This is a genomic window from Candidatus Accumulibacter phosphatis, assembly GCF_012939955.1.
Taxonomy (GTDB): Bacteria; Pseudomonadota; Gammaproteobacteria; order Burkholderiales; family Rhodocyclaceae; genus Accumulibacter; species Accumulibacter delftensis.
In genome coordinates, this window is record NZ_SPMY01000058.1 from 1 (window position 1) to 19294 (window position 19294).

The 19294-nt window shown below is 64.7% G+C and carries 14 protein-coding genes and 1 pseudogene; 10 read left to right on the plus strand and 5 right to left on the minus strand.

What is annotated here, in order from left to right; all coding sequences use genetic code 11:
* Positions 1–606 precede the first annotated feature (606 nt).
* Positions 607–885 carry a hypothetical protein gene (locus E4Q23_RS18305; RefSeq protein ID WP_169067978.1) on the plus strand — a complete coding sequence of 93 codons (279 nt, stop codon included), beginning with the start codon at positions 607–609 and terminating at the stop codon, positions 883–885.
* A 36-nt stretch (positions 886–921) separates the two neighbouring features.
* Here E4Q23_RS18305 and E4Q23_RS18310 read toward each other — a convergent pair whose 3' ends face one another.
* On the minus strand, positions 922–2748 hold the full coding sequence (locus E4Q23_RS18310) for a SulP family inorganic anion transporter (RefSeq protein WP_169067979.1): 1827 nt from the start codon (positions 2746–2748) through the stop codon (positions 922–924).
* A gap of 271 nt (positions 2749–3019) precedes the next feature.
* On the opposite strand from E4Q23_RS18310, the gene E4Q23_RS18315 reads away from it, so the two are divergent.
* The 7 genes and pseudogenes from E4Q23_RS18315 (at position 3020) to E4Q23_RS18345 (ending at position 10558) form a co-directional block, all read left to right on the plus strand.
* Complete coding sequence (locus E4Q23_RS18315) at positions 3020–3769, plus strand: FadR/GntR family transcriptional regulator (RefSeq protein ID WP_169067980.1); 750 nt, start codon at positions 3020–3022, stop codon at positions 3767–3769.
* A gap of 26 nt (positions 3770–3795) precedes the next feature.
* Positions 3796–5277, plus strand: a complete 1482-nt coding sequence (locus tag E4Q23_RS18320) for an FAD-linked oxidase C-terminal domain-containing protein (RefSeq protein WP_169067981.1) — start codon at positions 3796–3798, stop codon at positions 5275–5277.
* The gene (gene glcE / locus E4Q23_RS18325) at positions 5277–6356 is read left to right on the plus strand and encodes a glycolate oxidase subunit GlcE (protein WP_169067982.1); all 1080 of its coding nucleotides are present in this window, start codon (positions 5277–5279) and stop codon (positions 6354–6356) included. Before E4Q23_RS18320 ends, glcE begins: the two co-directional genes overlap by 1 nt.
* A 13-nt stretch (positions 6357–6369) precedes the next feature.
* Positions 6370–7623: a glycolate oxidase subunit GlcF gene (glcF, locus tag E4Q23_RS18330; RefSeq protein WP_169067983.1), complete on the plus strand. Its 1254-nt coding sequence runs from the start codon at positions 6370–6372 to the stop codon at positions 7621–7623.
* Between the two features lie 42 nt (positions 7624–7665).
* Positions 7666–9334, plus strand: a pseudogene (locus tag E4Q23_RS18335) (acyl-CoA synthetase).
* 4 nt (positions 9335–9338) lie between these two features.
* Positions 9339–9641, plus strand: a complete 303-nt coding sequence (locus E4Q23_RS18340; RefSeq protein WP_169067984.1) for a hypothetical protein — start codon at positions 9339–9341, stop codon at positions 9639–9641.
* 107 nt (positions 9642–9748) lie between these two features.
* Positions 9749–10558: a PP2C family protein-serine/threonine phosphatase gene (locus tag E4Q23_RS18345; protein WP_169067985.1), complete on the plus strand. Its 810-nt coding sequence runs from the start codon at positions 9749–9751 to the stop codon at positions 10556–10558.
* On the opposite strand, the gene E4Q23_RS18350 is transcribed toward E4Q23_RS18345, so the two are convergent.
* From E4Q23_RS18350 to E4Q23_RS18365, 4 genes are all read right to left on the minus strand, one after another.
* The gene (locus E4Q23_RS18350) at positions 10532–12010 is read right to left on the minus strand and encodes a DEAD/DEAH box helicase (RefSeq protein ID WP_169067989.1); all 1479 of its coding nucleotides are present in this window, start codon (positions 12008–12010) and stop codon (positions 10532–10534) included. The two genes, E4Q23_RS18345 and E4Q23_RS18350, sit on opposite strands and share 27 nt — an antisense overlap.
* Positions 12011–12164: 154 nt before the next feature.
* Positions 12165–14330, minus strand: coding sequence for a DUF1631 family protein (locus E4Q23_RS18355; protein WP_169067986.1), 2166 nt, complete (start codon positions 14328–14330; stop codon positions 12165–12167).
* Between the two features lie 289 nt (positions 14331–14619).
* The gene (locus tag E4Q23_RS18360) at positions 14620–15060 is read right to left on the minus strand and encodes a hypothetical protein (RefSeq protein ID WP_211203831.1); all 441 of its coding nucleotides are present in this window, start codon (positions 15058–15060) and stop codon (positions 14620–14622) included.
* 72 nt (positions 15061–15132) lie between these two features.
* Entirely contained in the window at positions 15133–16458 is a 1326-nt protein-coding gene (locus E4Q23_RS18365) for a hypothetical protein (protein ID WP_169067987.1), read from the minus strand.
* Positions 16459–16785: 327 nt separating this feature from the next.
* Here E4Q23_RS18365 and E4Q23_RS18370 point away from each other — a divergent pair, with 327 nt between their 5' ends.
* Together E4Q23_RS18370 and E4Q23_RS18375 are read left to right on the plus strand one after the other, a co-directional pair.
* Complete coding sequence (locus E4Q23_RS18370; RefSeq protein ID WP_169067988.1) at positions 16786–17181, plus strand: MAPEG family protein; 396 nt, start codon at positions 16786–16788, stop codon at positions 17179–17181.
* A 92-nt stretch (positions 17182–17273) separates the two neighbouring features.
* Positions 17274–19019 carry an ABC transporter transmembrane domain-containing protein gene (locus E4Q23_RS18375; protein ID WP_248595564.1) on the plus strand — a complete coding sequence of 582 codons (1746 nt, stop codon included), beginning with the start codon at positions 17274–17276 and terminating at the stop codon, positions 19017–19019.
* The last annotated feature ends 275 nt before the right edge of the window (positions 19020–19294 follow it).

Sequence of the window (19294 nt, forward strand, 5' to 3'; positions counted from 1 at the left end):
GAAGAGGGAAACGGTCATGACTTTCATGATTTGGGGTGTCTCCACGTGTCATGACCGTTAATGTGAAAGTCGCGCCAGCGACTCACGAAAACTCCCTTCTCCCTTGCGGGAGAAGGGCCGGGGGAAGAGGGGGAAACGGTCATGGCTTTCATCATCCGGGGTATCTCGACAAGTCATGACCGCTAGCGGGGTCCAGCTTCTCTTGCCTGCACGTTGCGGCGCCTTTCCCGGCGACCTGGCCGCCGCTGGCCAGGCGGTTGATCACTGTACAGCTTGCCAGAAAGGGAGCGGCCCGCACAGAGGGAGAGTCTGGGCGGGCCGGGTACTTCGATCACTGCCGCGTGGGGGAGGGGGGAGGGGAGTGCGGCAGCGACAGGACGAAGAGTAGCGAATTGCCCGTCGATGATCTGTTGAAGCTCTGTCCCTGTTGTGTAACGGCGTGTGATCCACGCGATCGCCGGCCGGGTATTTTCTCGGGGCGGGGCCTTGCGCTGCCGTGCCTGCCCGCCGCGGCGGCGGGCAGCGCTTGCCTTCTGTTCGACAGAGCTGGCATCATCCCTGACTGAAGTGGCCACGTCGGCGCCACAATTGAAGAAGGAACGAGCGATGAGTCAAGAAGCGGATGACAAAGGACTGGCGGCTGTGGTGTTGGAGCGTCTGGAAAATGAGCGCTTGCCACGCGCCATAGACCTGAAAGAGAAGGTCGATGCTGGCGCCAAGCTTGACGACATGGACATCGCGTTTCTCGAGCGCGTGTTTGCCGATACCGAGGACCTGAAGCCGATGGTCGCGCGGCATCCGGAATATCACGCGCTGGCGGCCAGACTGATGGGGCTGTACGAACACATTACTTCCAAGGCTCTGGAAAACGAAAAGGCCGGCTGAACGTCGGTCAGCCGGCCGCTGGTGAAGGCCGGCCGTCTATTGTGCCTTTGGCTCGACAGGGGGCTGCGCTGCTGCCGCCATCTCCAGCGCAGCCTCTACAGTTTCCGCCGGCACGGGCGCTGGCGCGTCCGCCGATCCGCGGGTGTCCTCGGCCTCGTCGACGCTGCTGCGCGCGCCGTTTCGACCACGCCAATGACGAACCGCCTGGCGCATGGTCGGGAAAGCGCGTTGGCGAAGTGCAGCGTCGGGGTGTTTGGTGGTCTGCAGCCATTGCTCGAACTCGACCTGTCGGCCGGCTAGAACGAGGGTGATGTTCTTTGCCGCCAGTTCGCTGTCGAGCCGCCCCAGGGTGTCGATGCCGGTGATATCGACGTCGGTCATGGCGATCATGTCCAGCACCACACGTTCGACGGGCGCTGACTGGCGGGCGATCGCCCGATGCACTTCGGCGCGGAAATGATTGGCATTGAAGAAGACCAGCGGACCACAGAAGCGCAAGAGCAGCAGTCCGTCGATCGTCGCCGCGTCGGGAAACAGCTTGTGGTTGTAAAGCCCCGACCGCCCGCGAACATTGACCAGTTCTTCGCAGTCCGGGCGCGCGACCTTGCGGATGAACATCAGCAGGGCCAGGGTCACGGCCAGCATGATGGCCTTGATCGCCCCGAAGGCGAGCACCCCGAGCATGGTGATCACCCCGAGGACCACCGCCGAGCGCTCGATCAGTTGGTAGCGCTTGAAGACCTGGAAATCGAGCAGGTGCCAAGAGGCGAAGAGCAGCACGACGCCCAATGCAGGGATCGGCAGCCAGGCCAGCGAGCCCGTGCCGACCAGCAGCAGCAGGGAAATCGCCAGTGCGGCGACGATGCTGACCATCTGCGTGCGGCCGCCGTTGGCGTCACTGACCGCGGTCCGCGAATCGGCGCCGGTGACGGCGAAGCCCTGTGACAGCGCCGAGACGATGTTGGCCAGGCCGAAGGCGGCAAATTCGCGGTCCACATCGATGTCGTAGCCGTTGCGTTCGGCGAAGCTGCGCGCCGTGAGCATGCCGCTGGTAAACAGGACCAGGGCCAGGCCGGCAGCCGAAGCGGCCAGTTCGCCGACGACGTCGAGGTGCAGTTCGGGTATCACCAGGTCAGGCAGGCCGGCAGCCACCGGACCGATCAGCGCCACCCCGTAATCGTCGAGCCCAAACAGAAAAGCGGCCAGGCCGGCCAGGGCCATGGTAACCAGCGACGCCGGAACCACTTTCGTGTAGCGTGGCAGGAAGAACATCACCGCCGCGCAGCAGATCGACAGGACGACGGTTGGCCAGTGGGCGGTGACCACCAGGTGCGGAATCTCCATGAGCTGTTTGAAGAAGCGGCTGGCCTCCGGCGTGCTGCCGAGCACTTTGCCGACCTGACCGATCATGATCGTCAGGGAGACGCCGTTGAGCAGGCCGATGATGATCGGTCGGGCCAGAAAATCGGCCAGGCCGCCCAGGCGAAGAAAGCTCGCCGACAGACAGAAGAGGCCGGTGAGCAGCGTCAGCACGATGCTGTAGGAGAGGTAGAGGCCACTGTTGCTCGCCGCCAGAGGCGCAATCACTGCCGCCAGCATCGCGCAGGTCGCGGCGTCGGGACCGATGATCAATTGCCGCGAGGTGCCGGCGAAGGCGTAGACGACCATCGGCAGGATCGAGGCGTACAAGCCGGTGGAAGGGCTGAAACCGGCCAGTTGCGCATAGGCGATGGCAATCGGGATGGCCACCGCGGCCACCGACAGGCCGGCTCGGATATCGTGCGGCCAGTCGGCGGCGCGATACCTGAGCAGCGGCATTACGCCGGGCAAGACGCGATTCAGATGGCTAATGATGGCAGACATTCTGTTCCCTCGACGGTTCGTTCGGCCGCTGCGGGCTGTGGTTTGCAGACGGATCGGGCAGCGGCGCAGCGAGCGGCTGATTGTAACAGCAAAGCAACAATGATCCACCGGGCTTGCTCCCCGAGTACGCGAACGGCATTGCTTCGGTGGCCTTCGACAAGGCTCAACAGGCGTGTGCTGATAAGCTGCGAGCGCTGCCGGCAAGGGCTGGCATTGCATCGCACGCCGCTTGTAGTATGCTGCAGCCAAGTTGTCAGACAACCGGGTTCTTATGCTTACCAATGAGCTGAAGAGAATTGTTCGTCGGCCGCGCTTGAGCGAGGAAGTATCGATCGCCCTGGAAGGGCAGATCGCGCGCGGCGAGATCAAACCGGGTGCGCAGTTGCCGGTCGAGAAAGCACTGGCCGAGACTTTCGGCGTCAGTCGTGCAGTGATCCGGGAAGCGGTGGCACGTCTCAAGGCGGATGGTCGCGTCGAGACCCGGCAGGGAGCCGGTGCTTTTGTCGCCCTGGTCCCGAAAAGCCTGAATTTTCGCTTCTGGCAGGGAGATGGTCCGGCGCTGCTCGAGCTGCGCGAGATTTTCGAGTTGCGGGCGATGGTCGAAAGCTCGATTGCCGAGCTGGCCGCGCGCCGTCGTCTGCCCGCCGACATCGCCGCCATCGAGTGTTTCCTGAAGGCCATGGACGACGCGCTGGCCAGTGGCAGCGATGGCTCCGAAGCCGACGACGATTTTCATCTGGCAATTGCTGCCGCCACCCATAACAGTTACACGCATCGCCTGCTGGAATTCCTTGGCCGGCATTTTTCCGAGTCGCGTCGCCTGGCGTGGACCATGCCCGGCCGCAACGGCGCCTTGCCGCAGGAGGCGCAGGCCGAGCACCGTTTGATCTTCGCGGCTGTTGCCGCTGGCGATCCGGGGCGCGCACGCCGCCATGCCCATGAGCACGTGCGTTGCGCTGCCCGCCGCGTCGGGTTCGAGCTGGCCGCGGATCTGGTCAGCACGCAGTCAAGCATTTCCTGATTTGATGAACCTTCGAGGAAATCGAGATGAGCATCGAAAGTAGCGTGGCCGAACAGCGGTTCACGGTTGACCGGCTGGCCTTGGTCGAGCGTCTGCGTGCGGTCTTGCCAGCGCAGGCGCTGCTGGTCGAGGAAGAAGAGATGCGCCCTTACGATTGCGATGGCCTCACCGCCTATCGGCAATTGCCCTTGATCGTGGCGCTGCCGGCGGACGAAGCGCAGGCGCAGGCGATCCTCAAGATCTGTTATGAGCTGAAAGTGCCGGTGGTGGCACGCGGTGCGGCGACCGGTCTCTCGGGAGGGGCGACGCCGCACCGTGACGGCGTTCTCGTCTCGTTGGCCAAGCTCAAGAAAATCATCAGCGTCGATCCGCTGTCGCGGACCGCGGTTGTCCAGCCGGGAGTGCGCAATCTGTCGGTCTCCGAAGCGGCGGCGCCGCACGCGCTCTACTACGCGCCCGATCCTTCTTCGCAGATCGCCTGCACCATCGGTGGCAACGTCGCCGAGAACGCCGGTGGCGTGCATTGCCTGAAGTACGGCTTGACGGTCCACAACGTCATGCGCGTGCGTGGCCTGAGCATCGAGGGCGAGATCGTCGAATTCGGCAACGCGGCGCTGGATGCGCCGGGCTATGACCTGCTGGCGCTGATGAACGGTTCGGAAGGCTTGCTGGCGATGATCACCGAGGTGACCGTCAAACTGACACCGAAGCCCGAACTGGCGCAGGTGGTGATTGCTTCCTTTGGCAATGTGCGCCAGGCCGGTGATGCGGTGGCCAGCATCATCGCCGCCGGCATCATCCCGGCCGGGCTGGAAATGATGGACAAGAAGGCGATTCACGCCGTCGAGCCCTACGTCAACGCGGGCTACGACATGGACGCCGAAGCCATCCTGCTCTGCGAGTCGGACGGGACGCCCGAGGAAGTGGCCGAAGAAATCGCTCGCATGACGGCTGTGCTCGAGAAAAGCGGCGCTGCGGGGATTCGCGTTTCGCAGGATGAAGCCGAGCGACTGAAGTTCTGGGCCGGGCGCAAGGCGGCGTTTCCGGCGGTGGGGCGGATGACTCCCGACTACCTGTGCATGGACGGGACGATTCCGCGCAAGCGCCTGGCCGAGATGCTGGAAGCGATCAACAGCCTGTCGGAAAGATACGCCTTGCGTTGTGCCAACGTCTTTCACGCCGGTGACGGCAACCTGCATCCGCTGATCATGTACGACGCCAATCAGCCGGGAGAACTCGAGCGAGCGGTTGCTTTCGGCGCCGAGATTCTTGAACTGTCGGTGAGGTTCGGTGGCACCATCACCGGCGAGCACGGTGTCGGTATCGAAAAAGTCGACATCATGGCCGAGCAGTTCAGCCTGGCCGAAATCGCTGCTTTCCACCGGCTGAAAGCGGCTTTCGACGAGCACGGATTGCTCAACCCCGGCAAGGGCGTTCCGACGCTTGCCCGCTGCCGTGAGTACACGCTGGCCCGCGCCGGCAGCGCCACCACTTCGCCGAGCTTGTGATGGAAGGATTGATCGATGACTGGATGACTCGCATCGCCGACGCGGCAAGTGCCGGCCGTAGCCTGTCAATTCGTGGCGGCGGCAGCAAGCTCTTTTATGGTTGCCCGGAGCAGGGCGAGAAGGAAGGCATGCTTGAGGTCGGCGGCTACCGCGGCATTGTCGCCTACGAACCGACCGAACTGGTGGTCACCGCGCGCACCGGCACGCCACTGCGCGAACTGGCGGCGACGCTTGCCGAGAAGGGCCAGTGGCTGCCCTTCGAGCCGCCGCACTTCGGGCCGGCGGCGACGGTCGGCGGCATGTTCGCCGCGGGCCTCTCGGGACCGCGCCGGCAGGCCGTCGGTGCCCTGCGCGATTACGTTCTCGGCGCCAAGCTTTTGAACGGTTCTGGCGAAGTGCTCTCCTTTGGCGGCCAGGTCATGAAGAATGTCGCCGGCTACGACGTTTCCCGTTTGCTGGCCGGCAGCCTGGGCACGCTCGGCCTCGTGCTCGAAGTATCGCTCAAAGTGCTGCCGCTGCCGGTGGCCGAGAAGAGTCTGCGTTTTGCCATCGACGAGGGCGCGGCGCTGCGCAAGCTCAACGAGTGGGGTGGCCGGCCGCTGCCGATTTCGGCTTCGGCCTGGCAGGATGGAGTGCTGACGCTGCGCCTTTCCGGGGCCGCCGCTGCGCTGGCCGCCGCGCAGCGGCATCTCGGTGGCGAGGAGCTGGCCGATGGCCTGGCGGCAGAGTTCTGGCAGTCGCTGCGCGAGCAGACGCACGCCTTCTTTGCCGGTGATGCGCCCTTGTGGCGTTTGTCGCTGCCGTCCGTGGCGCCGCCGCAGGCGCTGCCCGGCCCGACGCTAATCGAGTGGGGTGGCGCCCAACGCTGGTTGCGTGCAGGTGATGGAGGAGCGATCCGCGCCGCGGCGGCCAGGGCCGGCGGGCACGCGACCCTGTTTCGCGCGGACGACGCCGTGAAAACCGAGCAGGGCGTCTTCCAGCCACTGTCGCCACCGCTGTTGCGAATTCATCGCAATCTGAAACACGCCTTCGATCCGCAAGGTGTTTTCAACCGCGGCCGGATGTATCCGGGACTATGAGAGTTCGCTGACCATGCAAACCAATCTTGCCGATTTCATCAAGGACACGCCTGCCGGGCGCGAGGCCGACGCGATTCTGCGCAGCTGTGTACACTGCGGTTTCTGTACCGCGACCTGCCCGACTTTCCAGTTGCTCGGTGACGAACTCGACGGGCCGCGCGGGCGTATCTATCTGATCAAACAGATGCTCGAAGGGCAGCCGGTGACGGAAACGACCCAGCTGCACCTTGATCGCTGCCTGAGTTGTCGCTCCTGCGAGACGACCTGTCCGTCGGGCGTGCGCTATCATCGCCTGCTCGAAATCGGCCGTGAAGTCGTGGAAGAGCGTGTGCCGCGGCCGCTGGCGGTACGCGCGCTGCGTTTCCTGCTCTGCGAAGCGCTGCCGCGGCGCTGGATCTTCAAGCCGGCAGTGGCCATCGGCCAGTTGCTGCGTCCGCTGTTGCCGGCGGTGCTGGCCGAAAAAGTGCCGATGCCGGCCGGCGGCGCTGCCAGGCCGTGGCCGCGGAGCAGCGGGCACCGGCGACGAATGATTGCCCTTGCCGGTTGCGTGCAGCCGATCCTGACGCCGAATACCAATGCCGCGACGGCGCGGGTTCTCGACCGCCTGGGCATCGAGTTGATCGAGGCGCCGGCGGCCAACTGCTGCGGTGCGCTGCGCTACCACCTGCACGCGCAGGCGAAGGCGCTCGACGACATGCGCCAGGTGATCGATGCCTGGTGGCCGGACGTCGAGAGCGGCCGCGTCGAGGGCTTCGTAATGACCGCTTCCGGATGTGGCGAGCATGTGCGGGAGTACGGTCACTTGCTGAAAGACGATCCGCTCTACGCCGACAAGGCCGCGCGCATCGCCGCCATGACCCGCGACGCTTCGGAAGTGCTGGCCGCCGAGCAGGAGCCGCTGGCCGCCTTGCTGCGCCGGGCCGGTGCCGACAGCGGTCAGCGCGTGGCTTTCCACTCGCCCTGCACGCTACAACACGCGCAAAAGATTCGCGGCGTCGTCGAGGCGTTGCTCACGGCCGCCGGTTATCAGCTTTCGCCGGTGGCCGATCCGCACCTGTGCTGCGGCTCGGCGGGAACCTATTCGATCAGTCAGCCGGTGCTGGCCGGGCAGTTGCGCGACAACAAGCTGGCGGCCATGCGCGCCGGTTCGCCGGCGGTGATGGTGACGGCCAATATCGGCTGTCAGACGCATCTGCAAAGTGGCAGCAAGATGCCGGTGCGGCACTGGATCGAGCTGATCGACGAGCGTTTGAGCGGCGGCGCCTGAAACAGACCGCCCGGCGGGGGTCGCTGGCGAAACGGGGAAGCCATGGAAATCAATAGTCTGCGCGGCGACTACGCGGCACTTGCCGAGAATTTTCGCTGGCAGGTGCCGGAGAAGTTCAATATCGCGGTCGCTGTCTGTGGCCGCTGGGCTCCGGATCGCAGTCGCTTTGCGCTGTACTACGAGGACGAGAGCGGCTTCACGTCGGCGCATACTTTCTGGGACATTCAACGCCAAGCCAACCGTCTGGCCAATGTCCTGGCCGCCCTCGGGACGCTGGCCGGCGATCGTGTCGCGATCCTCCTGCCGCAATGCCCGGAAACGGCGATCGCGCATGTCGCCATCTATCAGATGGGCGCGCTGGCGGTACCGCTGTCGCATCTGTTTGGGCCGGACGCGCTGGAATTCCGGCTTGGCGACTCGGCCGCGCACGTCGCCATCGTCGATGACAGTTCGCTGCCGAAGTTGCTGGCCTTGCGCGACCGCCTGCCGCAATTGCGGCACGTGATCGGCGTTGGTGCGGCGCTCGGCAACGGCGTCAAGCCGTGGGCGGAAGTCCTCGAGCACGCCTCACCACGCTACACGCCGGCGCTCACCGCCGCCGACGATGCGGCGATGATCATCTACACCAGTGGTACCACCGGCAAGCCGAAGGGTGCGCTGATGGCGCACCGGACTTTGCTTGGCAACCTCAGTGGCTTCGTCTGCTCGCATGATTTTTTCCCACAGTCAGGCGACATGTTCTGGTCGCCGGCCGACTGGGCGTGGACCGGCGGTCTGTGGGACGTGCTCTTGCCGACCTGGCACTTCGGAATGCCCCTGCTCGCGTACAAGGGCCGTTTCGACCCCGGCAAGGCGTTCTCGCTGATCGAGAAGTACGGCATTCGCAACAGCTTTCTCTTTCCAACCGCCTTGAAGATGATGATGAAGGCCGTACCAGAGCCGCGCGCACAGTATGACCTCGATCTGCGCAGCATCATGAGTGCTGGCGAACCGGTCGGGGAGGCTGTTTTTCACTGGGCGCAGGAAAAGCTGGGGGTGACCATCAACGAGATGTTCGGACAGACCGAAATGAACTACGTCGTCGGCAATTGTGCGTCGCGTTGGCCGGCCAGGCCCGGCGCCATGGGGCGCGCGTATCCGGGGCACTGCGTGGCCGTCGTCGATGCGCAAGGCAGGGTCCTGCCGGCCGGCGAACTCGGCGAAGTGGCCGTGCATCGCCGTTGCAACGGTGAACAGGACCCGGTGATCATGCTCGGCTATTGGCAGAATGCGCAGGCGACGGCCGAGAAGTTCGTTGGCGACGGCTGGGGGCTGACCGGCGATCTGGCGAAAATCGACGCGGACGGCGACCTGTGGTACCAGGGACGCGCCGACGACGTCTTCAATAGCGGCGGCTACCGCATTGGCCCGGCCGAAATCGAGAACTGCCTGCTCAAACATCCGGCGGTCGCCAATTGCGCAGTCATTGGTATCCCCGACGCGCTGCGCGGCACGCTGGTCAAGGCGTTTGTCGTCTTGCAGCCGGGGGGGGGTCGGGTCGCCGGCTCTGGTCGAGCAATTGCAGCAGCAGGTGCGCCAGCATCTGGCTCCCTACGAGACACCGAAAGCGATAGAATTCGTCGAGGTCTTGCCGATGACCACTACCGGCAAGGTACAACGGCGCGTCCTGCGGGCGCGAGAAGCCGATAGCAGGGGAGGCCCGGAAGGGTAAGGACTTGAGCGAAGGGCTTGAACGATCAGCGGCGGCAGTGCCGGAGCGGCGGCGCAAGCTCGATCTGCGGGCGGCTTTCGAGGCCGCCTTCGTGATGATCGAGCCGTTTTTCGATCCACAGCAGGGCTGGGCCGGGCAGTCGCTCGAACTCCTGGCTTATCGTCTGCTGCGCGAGAATTTCCCGGCGCTGAGCAGCGACGAGGTGCACACCCTGGTGGTGGCCGCTCATCGCGTCTATATCGAGCGCCATCCAGATCACAGCAGTCACTTGCCGCGCCCGAGCGAACTTCGCCGGGTGATCCTCTAGAACAACAGCGCCGATCTACGCTTGCTCCGCCAGTTTGCTCGCCCTCGGCAGGCAGCCCGGCGCAGGACGGCGGTATGTGGCGGCACGGAAAGTCGAAAGTCATATCAATGCCAATTTCAATCGATGCCTGCGTGGCCCAGCACCAGGGGGATCGTCGCGAGCAGCAGGACCGGGTGGCGATCCTGCCACATCCTCGCGGTGGTGGCGTCGCACTGGCAGTAGTCGCCGACGGCATGGGTGGCCATACCGGTGGCGTGCTCGCCGCGCAACAGGTGGTGCACACGGCGCGCGACAACCTCGAGCGCTTTTCGGCGCGTTCGGAATCAGCGCGGGTGCTGCTGGAGTCGAGCATCAACGAAGCGCATATGCTGATCAAGGCGTCGCGTTTCATCAATGAGAAAGACCCGCACAGCACGGCAGTGATGCTGCTGCTGCAACCTGGAAAGATGAGCTGGGCGCACTGCGGGGATAGTCGCTTCTACCGTTTTCACGGCGACAGCCTGGTCTTTCGCAGCACCGATCATTCCTACGTCGGACAATTGGTGGTGCAGGGCAGGGTGACGCCTGAGCAGGCCCTGGTTCATCCGCACCGGAACATCCTGCTGACTTCGCTGGGCGGCGTCGAGGCCCCCAAGATCGCTTTCGGTGAGGCCGAGGATCTGCAGGCCGGCGATACTTTTCTGCTCTGCTCGGATGGTCTGTGGGGCTATTTCACCGATCAGGAACTGGCGTGGGTGATTGATGGCGCATCATCGGCGCGGGAAGCCTCCGAATTGCTGATTGACCGCGCCCGCGCGATGGGCAACGGTGATGGCGACAATATCTCGCTGGCGATTCTCAAGTTGATTGATGCGCCGCCGGCTATTTCCGGCGCCGCCGGTTCAGCCAGTTCACTCGCGGCCAAGGCCGCCAAGTAAGGCGGCTACCGCACGGCGCCGCTTGTGCGGATGCTCGGCGCGGCCCGGCGTTTTCGTGGGGTCGCCGTCGACCGCTGCCGCAATCGGCTGCGGTTCGGCGCTTTCGTAGGGCTTGCTGAAGTCGAAGCCATCGGCCGCGATATGGCTCGGCCGGCGGCCAGCGCTGTGCTTGCTCACGCTCTTGCGGGGCGGACTACGCTCGGCGGAGCGTTCGCTGCGCGCTGCCTCCGGCGAAACTGGCGCCGGCGACGGCGCTGCCGGACTGCGGCGATGACGATGTTTGTCGCCAGGTGGGTAGGTGTAATCGTATTCTGGCTCGAAGCCGGCGATGATCACTTGCTCGACCTTGATCTTGATCAGTTTCTCAATGTCGACCAGGTACGGCACCTCACTGGCCGAGACCAGAGAAATCGCCGTGCCGGCCTTGCCGGCGCGGCCGGTGCGGCCAATGCGGTGGATGTAGTCTTCTGGCGTGCGCGGTATTTCAAAGTTGATGACGTGCGGCAACTCGTCGATATCGAGGCCGCGGGCGGCGACGTCGGTGGCCACCAGGACCAGTACCGTACCATCCTTGAAAGCTTCCAGCGCCTTTAGGCGCTCCAGTTGGCTCTTGTCGCCGTGGATCGAATCGGCAGCAATTCCGGCGCGCTGCAGTTCGCGGGCGAGACGGTTGGTTTCCAGCTTGGTGCGGGTGAAGACCAGGACCTGATTGAAATCCGACGAACGCAGGAGTTTCACCAGCAGCGCACGCTTGGCTTCGCTGGCCACCGGGTGGACGCGGTGGGTGATGGTCTCGGAGACTGTGTTGCGCTGGGCAACTTCGATCAGTTCCGGCGCCTTCAGCATCTTGTCGGCCAGCTTCTTGATCTCTTCGGAAAAAGTCGCCGAGAAGAGGAGGCTCTGGCGTTGCTTCGGCAGCATGTTGATGATTCGGGTCACATCGGGGATGAAACCCATATCCAGCATGCGGTCGGCTTCATCGAGGACCAGCGCCTGGACGCTGTTGAAGTGCAGGCACTTCTGCTCGACGAGGTCGAGCAGGCGGCCAGGGGTGGCGACAAGCACTTCGACGCCGCAGCGAATTTCGGCGATTTGCGCCTTGATGTCGACGCCGCCGTAAGCGCAGCAACTCCTGATCGGGACGTGCTTGCTGTAGGTTTTGACCGATTCGTGCACCTGGATCGCCAGTTCGCGCGTCGGTGCCAGCATCAGGACGCGCACCGGATGGCGGGCTGGCGAAGGGCTCGGGCTGGCGAACGGGAGAATGCGTTGCAGGAGTGGCAGGGTGAAGGCGGCCGTCTTGCCGGTGCCGGTCTGCGCGCCGCCCATCAGGTCCAGTCCGGCGAGAACGACGGGAATCGCTTGCGCCTGGATCGGTGTGGGCTCGGTATAGCCCTGGTCAGCAATGGCGCGCAGCAGCTCGGGGGCCAGGCCGAGGTCGGTGAAACGTATGGGTGCAGCTTTCGGATCAGTCAAGACAGTCAACGCTCGATCGCGGAAAAACGAGATTATACATTCATTTGCAGCGCGTCCGCGGGCAAGGGCTGCAGCTGGTGCCTGGCGAGCGAGGCGCGGTTTGCACGGCGTGGCGCTCAGTCAGCCTTGCTCAGGTGAGCAGACGCAGGGCGCGTTCGGTGGCGCTGTCGAAGGTCGCCAACCCGGATACGACCTGTGCGCGGCCGGCTCGCATCTGCTGGTCGAGTAGCGCGCTCGGCAGGGCAACGGCGTAGCCCCAGGCCGGGTTGAACAGCACGACCGTTGGCGACGATGGGCTCTGCCAGCAGCAGAGACCGCACAGTGGCTCCTGTTCCTGCTCGGGCAGGGAGAAGCGCAGCCAGTCGCCGACCTGCCAGCCACTGCTGGCGCGTGCGCGAGCGGCATGTTCCTGCTCGTCGGGCATTGCCAGGTAATGGACCTGCAGCGCTTCGCTTTCGAGGATGCGCCCTGCGCTCTTGGCCGCCGGGTCGCCGCGCGGCCCGCTGTGGCGCCGCGTCATCCCTGCCGGTCTGCTGCCATCCGGCGCCTGGCCGCGTAGCGCCGACGTCTGCAGGTCAAACAGACGGTTGAGGAAGGGCAGTCTTTCGGCGCGTGAAATACCGATTTCATCAAGCCCCCTGCCGATTCGCTTGATCAGTGGCGACGCCAGACTGGCCAGGTGTTTGCGTTCTTCGGTGGTCTGTTTCGGCTGCACGCTCCAGATCAGTTCTCCTCCGGTGGCGCTGTCCTGTTGCCAGCGAGTACCATCGGTTCCCCCGGCCTGAGCAGCAGCAGCCATCACCCGCAGCCAATAGCGTTCGAGAAAGGTGGCGATTTCCGGCGAGCTCGTTCGGGCCAGGCTGGCGCGCAGCCAATCTTCGGCCGCCCGTTCGGCGGTGATCCCCTGCTCATACGCCACGACCAGACGGATATGGCCGGCAGCTGCCTCGCGAACCGCCTGGTCACGTTCGCCGATCAGTGCCTCGAGTTCGGTGAGTGCCTTGCCGAGTGCGTCGTCGCCGCCTTCCTGGCTGTTGTGGAGTGTGGTCACTGCGCCTGCGATGCGCTTGCATAGCGGCTCATCCCGGCTCGCGTCGCGGGGCAGCCCGACGGCCGCGCGGGCCATGCGATTGATCAGCAAGCGCGCCGGATGCTCGCTGTTGGAAAACAGCGAGCGGTCAACGATGGCCAGCTTGAGGAGCGGAATCTGCAGGCGGCCGATGATCTCCTTGACGGTGTCGGGGAGGTCTGCAGACTCAAAAATGGCTTCGAAGATGAGAGCCATGGTGTCGAGCGTGAGGGTCTCGCTCCTGCCCAGCGGCAGATCGAGATCGCTGGACTTCAGTGGGCGCGGAGCTGGCGCTGACGATTGATTTTCGCCCGCCGCGGCTGCTGCCGACGCCGAGTGCAGTTCAAGGGCCGTCAGGCGGGCGAGCAAATTCTCCAGCATCAGCGTTGCCGTGCCGTCGAGCTCGTGATTTACCGATGGTGCCTGGCCATCCGCCGCAAAATGGTCGCCAACGGGCGCTGGCGGCAAGCCGCTGCGGTGACGCAGAACGTCTTGCAGCAGCAACAGCGCATTGCTGGCGATCTGATCGCTGCGACTTGCCTGTTCGCCTGCGGTCCTGGCGGGCGCCGCGACAGTGACCCCGGGGTAGTGCGCCAGCGCCGGCTCGACGCCCAGTTTTGTCAGCAAGTCGTTGATCTCCTCATACAGTGCCGGCAAGCCCTGGCACAGGAGATCTTCGATTCGGTCGAGGACCGTGAAGGTCTGCTCGGTGTCGCCATCATACTGCGCACAGATCGCCGCGAGGCCCTCGCAAATCGCTTCCGGACCGACCGGGTTGTCATCGGGCCCCATCGTCGAGCGCTCCAGCAAGGTCAGGTAGAGCGAACGGCTGCGCCATAGCGCGCGGCCACCCGCGTCGCGCAGGTGGCTGGCGATTTCGTGTAGCCGAATGCCCACTTCAAGATCGTCGTCGCCCATCAGCGTCAGCCGCGAGGCGGTTAGGCTCGCCGCTTGGTCGAAGCCGTCAAGCGGCTCGGCCGCTACCAGTACGTCGTGAGCGTTGGCGACTGCGTAGCTGAAGCCGTCGAGACATCCCGCGATGTTGCCGCCCGCGTCGCTGACCATTTTCCTGAGTCGCTGCTGAAAAAGGTTTCTGCTGGCGAGCAGCACCTGCGCACGATAGTCGTTTGCCGGCGTTGGCGGCGGCTGATGATCTGGCATTTGTTGCTGGTTGGCTGGCCGGTTGATGTTGATATCCGTGGGCGGTCGCGATTGCGTGTAGCGCATCCAGCGCGCCCCGACCGTAGTGGCGCACGCTTGGTGACGAGATTATAGACGAGGATGGCGCAGGTCTGCTGCCGGCGGGGCCTGCTTGACCGCATCGCCATGCACGGAGCACGCACGAAGATCAACGTGAGCCGGCAGCAAGGGCTCAAGGGCCAGCCTGTGAGCGGACTAACGGTCATGACAATCGAGACACCCCAGATCATGAAAGTCATGACCGTTTCCCTCTTCCCCTGCCCCTTCTCCCGCAAGGGAGAAGGGAGTTTCGTGAGTCGCTTGCGCGACTTTCACATTAATGCGCGCTACCCGCCGGCTTCGCGGCCACCGGTTCGGCGTCCGCCCTGTCGCGTTCTGCGGCTGTCGCCGTGTCGCCGGTTTCGTCAGTCGGCGGCGGCCTTCTCTTCTTCCTGGTACCTGGAGGCTGTGGTGGCGGTAGTTGCGGCTCGACCGTGGCGAGCTTGTTCTCGCGCATGTAGCTGTCCATGTCACGCCAACCCTCGTAGATGGCGGCCTTTGGCAACCAGGAATAGATCGAGTAGCAATCCTCGATGGCTCGCCCCGATTGACGACAGCCACCGCCAACGGCCTGTCCCTCGGCGGAGAGTCGGGCTGCCTTGGCGACGGGTTCTTCGAGGCCAAGTTTCTCCTTGATCAAATCACAACCGCTGCTGCCGAAGAGCAGCGTGCCGACGAGCATGAGGAGGCGTAGCGGGCTACGCGGCTGATCGAACACGAACCCCCCTGAATGATGGCTTGGTAATGATAGTGGCTCATTTTACCCATAAACATGGGCCACGCGCTGCGCTCAGGGAACGAGACGAGCGAGTATCCTGGTGCGCCTCTTGTGTTTGAGCTCTTTGGCCAGGCGGGCGATCAAGGCTAGGTGTTGCGGACCAATGTCGTCGGCGAAGGGGTTGATCAGCGCTCGCAGAGCTTCCATCTTCTGTGCATCCCGCCGCAGGCGGAGCTGGCGGTAGATCGCGGCCAGCTGGCTGGCTGCGGGCAGGGCCGCCTCGGCCGTCACCCCGGGACAGCTCAGCGCGCGCAGGTAGCAATTCGTTGCGCCAACGAGGTCATGGTCATTGAGCATCGTCTCGCCGCGCAAACTCCATGCGCCCGCTTCGAAGGTGGGCGTCAGTCCTGCCGCGATCGCTTCGCCGAAAAGTGCGTTCGCTTGCTCCCAGTCGCCGAGCCTGAGCGCGGCCATGGCGCTATGGAACTGCAGTTGGCCGGCGCCCCCTTCGGGTTCGACGCTGGCAAAGTGTTTTGGCTGGTGTTTGGCGCTGACACGCGGGATGTCCAGCGCCGAAGAGGATTCCGAGTGGCCGTCACTGCGGGCAGCGATGGCCAGGCGCCGTCGGCGCCACCGCCGTTGCAAGGTTATGCCGCCGAGCAGAGCCAGCGCGGCCAGGGCCAGCGCGGACCACAGTAGCGGCGCGGAGATCGCCCGTGGCCATGGTGGCGGCACGGAAAATGAAGCTGCGGCCGCTGCGGCGGAAGCCACCAGGCCGCTGTTGCTCGCTGCCGTTGTGGTCTGGGTCGCTGCATTGCTCGTTGCCGCGGCGCTGACCGAGAGCGGCATCGTTCGCTGCGCGAAGCTCCAGCGCAAGGATGGCGGCGGCGCCTCCGGCAGCTCGAAAACCATGCACAGCTCGACACTGCGCGCGTGCATTCTGAGAAGCAAGGGGCCGTCATCGCTGTTCTCGCGCAGAATGGCCATTTCCCTGTCATCGCCAAGCTTGGCGGTGGTTTCGTTGCCGGCCCCGATCGGCGCCCGCAGGTAGCGGCAAATTCCGCTGTTCGCGCCGACCGCCAGCAGCTTGGCGGCGATCGGCGCCGCGCCCGCGCCCGCCAGCAGCCCGGCCGTTGCCAGCCGGTGTGGTCCGAAGGAGCCGTCACCGGCCACATTAAGAGTGCCGCGCACTTCGAGGAAAGTATGGCCGTTGCGCGGCGTTCGTTCCCGCCAGTGTCCGTCGGCCAGTTGCTGAAACGAAGGAACGACGGTCAGCGTCGCATTGTCGATCTGCCAATCGTTCTTGGCCGCTTCCTCTGCCGCGCGCAGTTCGGCAAAGCTCAATACAAGGAGCAGTGTTGTGGTCAGGGCATGGTGAAGGAGAGGCTTATTGTTCATGCGCATCGGGGCGATGGGTGTGCTGTCTTCGGAGTAAACAAGAGGTCAGTGATGAAGGCATCCGGGAGCGTCGGAATTTCGCCAGAAAGCTCGACCAGACGGGGGGCATGCGCTGCGGCGATGGCCGACCAAGGTGGGCTGCTGGTATTTACTGGCCCGCGCACCTGCCGCAGTTTACGCGAAAGCGGCGATCCTTGCTCGCAGAATCAGGCTGCCGATGCCGGCGAGCGGCCTGCGCCAGCGCGAGTGGCCCGGAAACGATGCTCACGGGTTATAGTGTGCGCCGCCCTGAATTCCTCTTTCTCTGACTGCCGACGGATCGAAACCATGAATGCCTACCCCGGCCCCAGCCTGCTTACTCTCGCCAGCTCCTTGCTGCTCTTCGCCTGCTCGGCCTACGTGGGTCGTTGCCGGATGAAGTGGGGCATCAAGGCGCCGGCGACCAGTGGTCACCCGCAGTTCGAGATCGCCTATCGCATTCAGATGAACACCCTGGAGAACACCGTCGCCTTCCTGCCGGTGCTGTGGGTCTTCGCGTTGAACCTGTCGTCGTTCTGGGCAACGCTGCTCGGTGGCGGCTGGCTGCTGGCCCGGGTGTGGTATGCGCTGGCCTACGCCCACGATCCGAAGACGCGCGGCGCGGGTTTCGTGCTGTCGATGCTCTGCTTCGCGGCGCTCGGGCTGGGCGGCGCCTGGGGAGTTTTGCGCGGGCTACTCGGCTGAAGCCGGAGGCCTCCCGCGAGCAGCCCGCGGTCGCTCTCGCCGAGACTGGTGGCGGCACCCAGCAGGGCGCAGCGGCGCTCAGACTGCGGCCGTTGCGCGCTCTGCTGCCCTTTGTGGCGCCCTACGGCCGGCAGATCGCTCTCGCCTTGCTACTTTTGCTGCTGGCTGCCGCGGCGACGCTGAGCTTGCCTTTTGCCGTCAAATTGCTGGTCGACGGCGGCCTGGCGCTGCCGCCCGGCAGCGAGCTTGGCGAACGCCTGCTGGCTATTCGTGAGCACTTCCTGGGCTTGTTCGCGGTGGCTGTGGTGCTCGGCGTCGCCACCGCCGCTCGCTACTACATGGTCAGCTGGATCGGCGAGCGAGTGACCACCGACCTGCGCCAGGCGGTCTACGCGCACGTGCTCCGACAGAGCCCGCAATTTTTCGAAACGCTGAAGTCGGGCGAAGTGTTGTCGCGCCTGACCACTGACACCACGGTGATCCACAGTGCCGTCGGTTCGAGTATCAGCATGGGGCTGCGCAATGTCGTGCTCTTTGCCGGTGGCTTGACGATGCTGGTCAGCACGACGCCACGGCTGATGCTCAGCGTCGCCGGCATCATTGTTCTGTTCGTGCTGCCAGCAGTGCTCATCAGCCGGCGCGTACGCAAGCTGTCGCGCGCCAGCCAGGACCGCATTGCCGACACCAGCGGCATTGCCGGGGAGATTCTCAACGCCATTTCGATTGTCCAGAGCTATACCCAGGAGGACGCCGAAGCAGCGCGCTTCTCGGCCGCCAACGAGACGGCTTTCGCGACTTCGATCCGGCGCACCGGCACGCGCGCGGCATTCACCGCCTTTGTCATCATCGGCGTTTTCGGCTCGCTGCTCTACGGCTTGTACGGCGGCGTGCAGGCGGTACTCGCCGGCGAGATGAGCGCCGGTCAGCTGAGCCAGACGGCGCTCTACGTGATGCTCGTCGCCGGCAGCGTGGCGGTGCTCGCCGAGGTCTGGGGCGAGTTGCTGCGCGCCTCGGGGGCGACCGAGCGGTTGATGGAATTGCTCAGCCTGCGCTCGCCGATTGCCGAACCGGTGCTGCCGATCGTCTTGCCCGTGCCAGCCGGCGGTCTGTGCGTCACTTTCGAGCAGCTGCGCTTCGCCTATCCCTCACGACCGGCGCAGCCGGTGCTGCAGGGACTCGATCTGACGATTGCGGCTGGCGAGACGGTGGCCCTGGTCGGTCCCTCGGGCGCCGGCAAGACCACGGTTTTCCAGTTGCTGCAGCGCTTTTACGATGTCAGCGAGGGCGTCATTCGCATCGACGGCATCGACCTGCGTTGCCCGCGCCTGGCTGAACTGCGGCGGCGCATCGCGGTGGTGCCGCAGGAAGCGCTTATTTTCTCGGGCAGCATCGCAGACAACATCCGCTACGGGCGACCCGAGGCCAGCGACGAAGAAACAAGGGCCGCCGCTGCCGCTGCTTTCGTCGACGAGTTCGTGCAACGACTGCCCGAGGGCTACGCAACTTTCGTCGGTGAGCGCGGCGTGCGCCTGTCGGGCGGACAGCGGCAACGAATCGCCATCGCCCGTGCGATCCTCAAGAACGCGCCGCTGCTCCTGCTCGACGAAGCGACGAGCAGCCTCGACGCGGAAAGCGAGCGCGTCGTGCAGGCGGCGCTGGAAACGGCAATGAGCGGGCGCACGACGATTGTCATCGCCCACCGCCTGGCGACCGTGCAGCGCGCCGACCGGATCATCGTCCTCGATCACGGACAGCTGATCGATGCTGGCACGCACCTGGAACTAATCGAGCGCGGCGGTCTCTACGCGCGTCTGGCGGCGCTGCAGTTCGCGGTCTGAGGGCTGTTCCGGGGTGCTGCCAGGCTAAGCCGGTCATGACCGTTTCCCCCTCCACTTGCAGTGCGCATTCCGGCTTGCACACCGGAATCGTTCGACGAGCAGGGAGCATGCTCCCTGAATTCCCCGTCTCACCCCGGCCCTTCTCCCGCAAGGGGAGAAGGGAGGTTCGTGAGTCGCTTTCGCGACTTTCACATTAACGGTCATGACACGTGGAGACACCCCAAATCATGAAAGTCATGACCGTTTCCCTCTTCCCCCGGCCCTTCTCCCGCAAG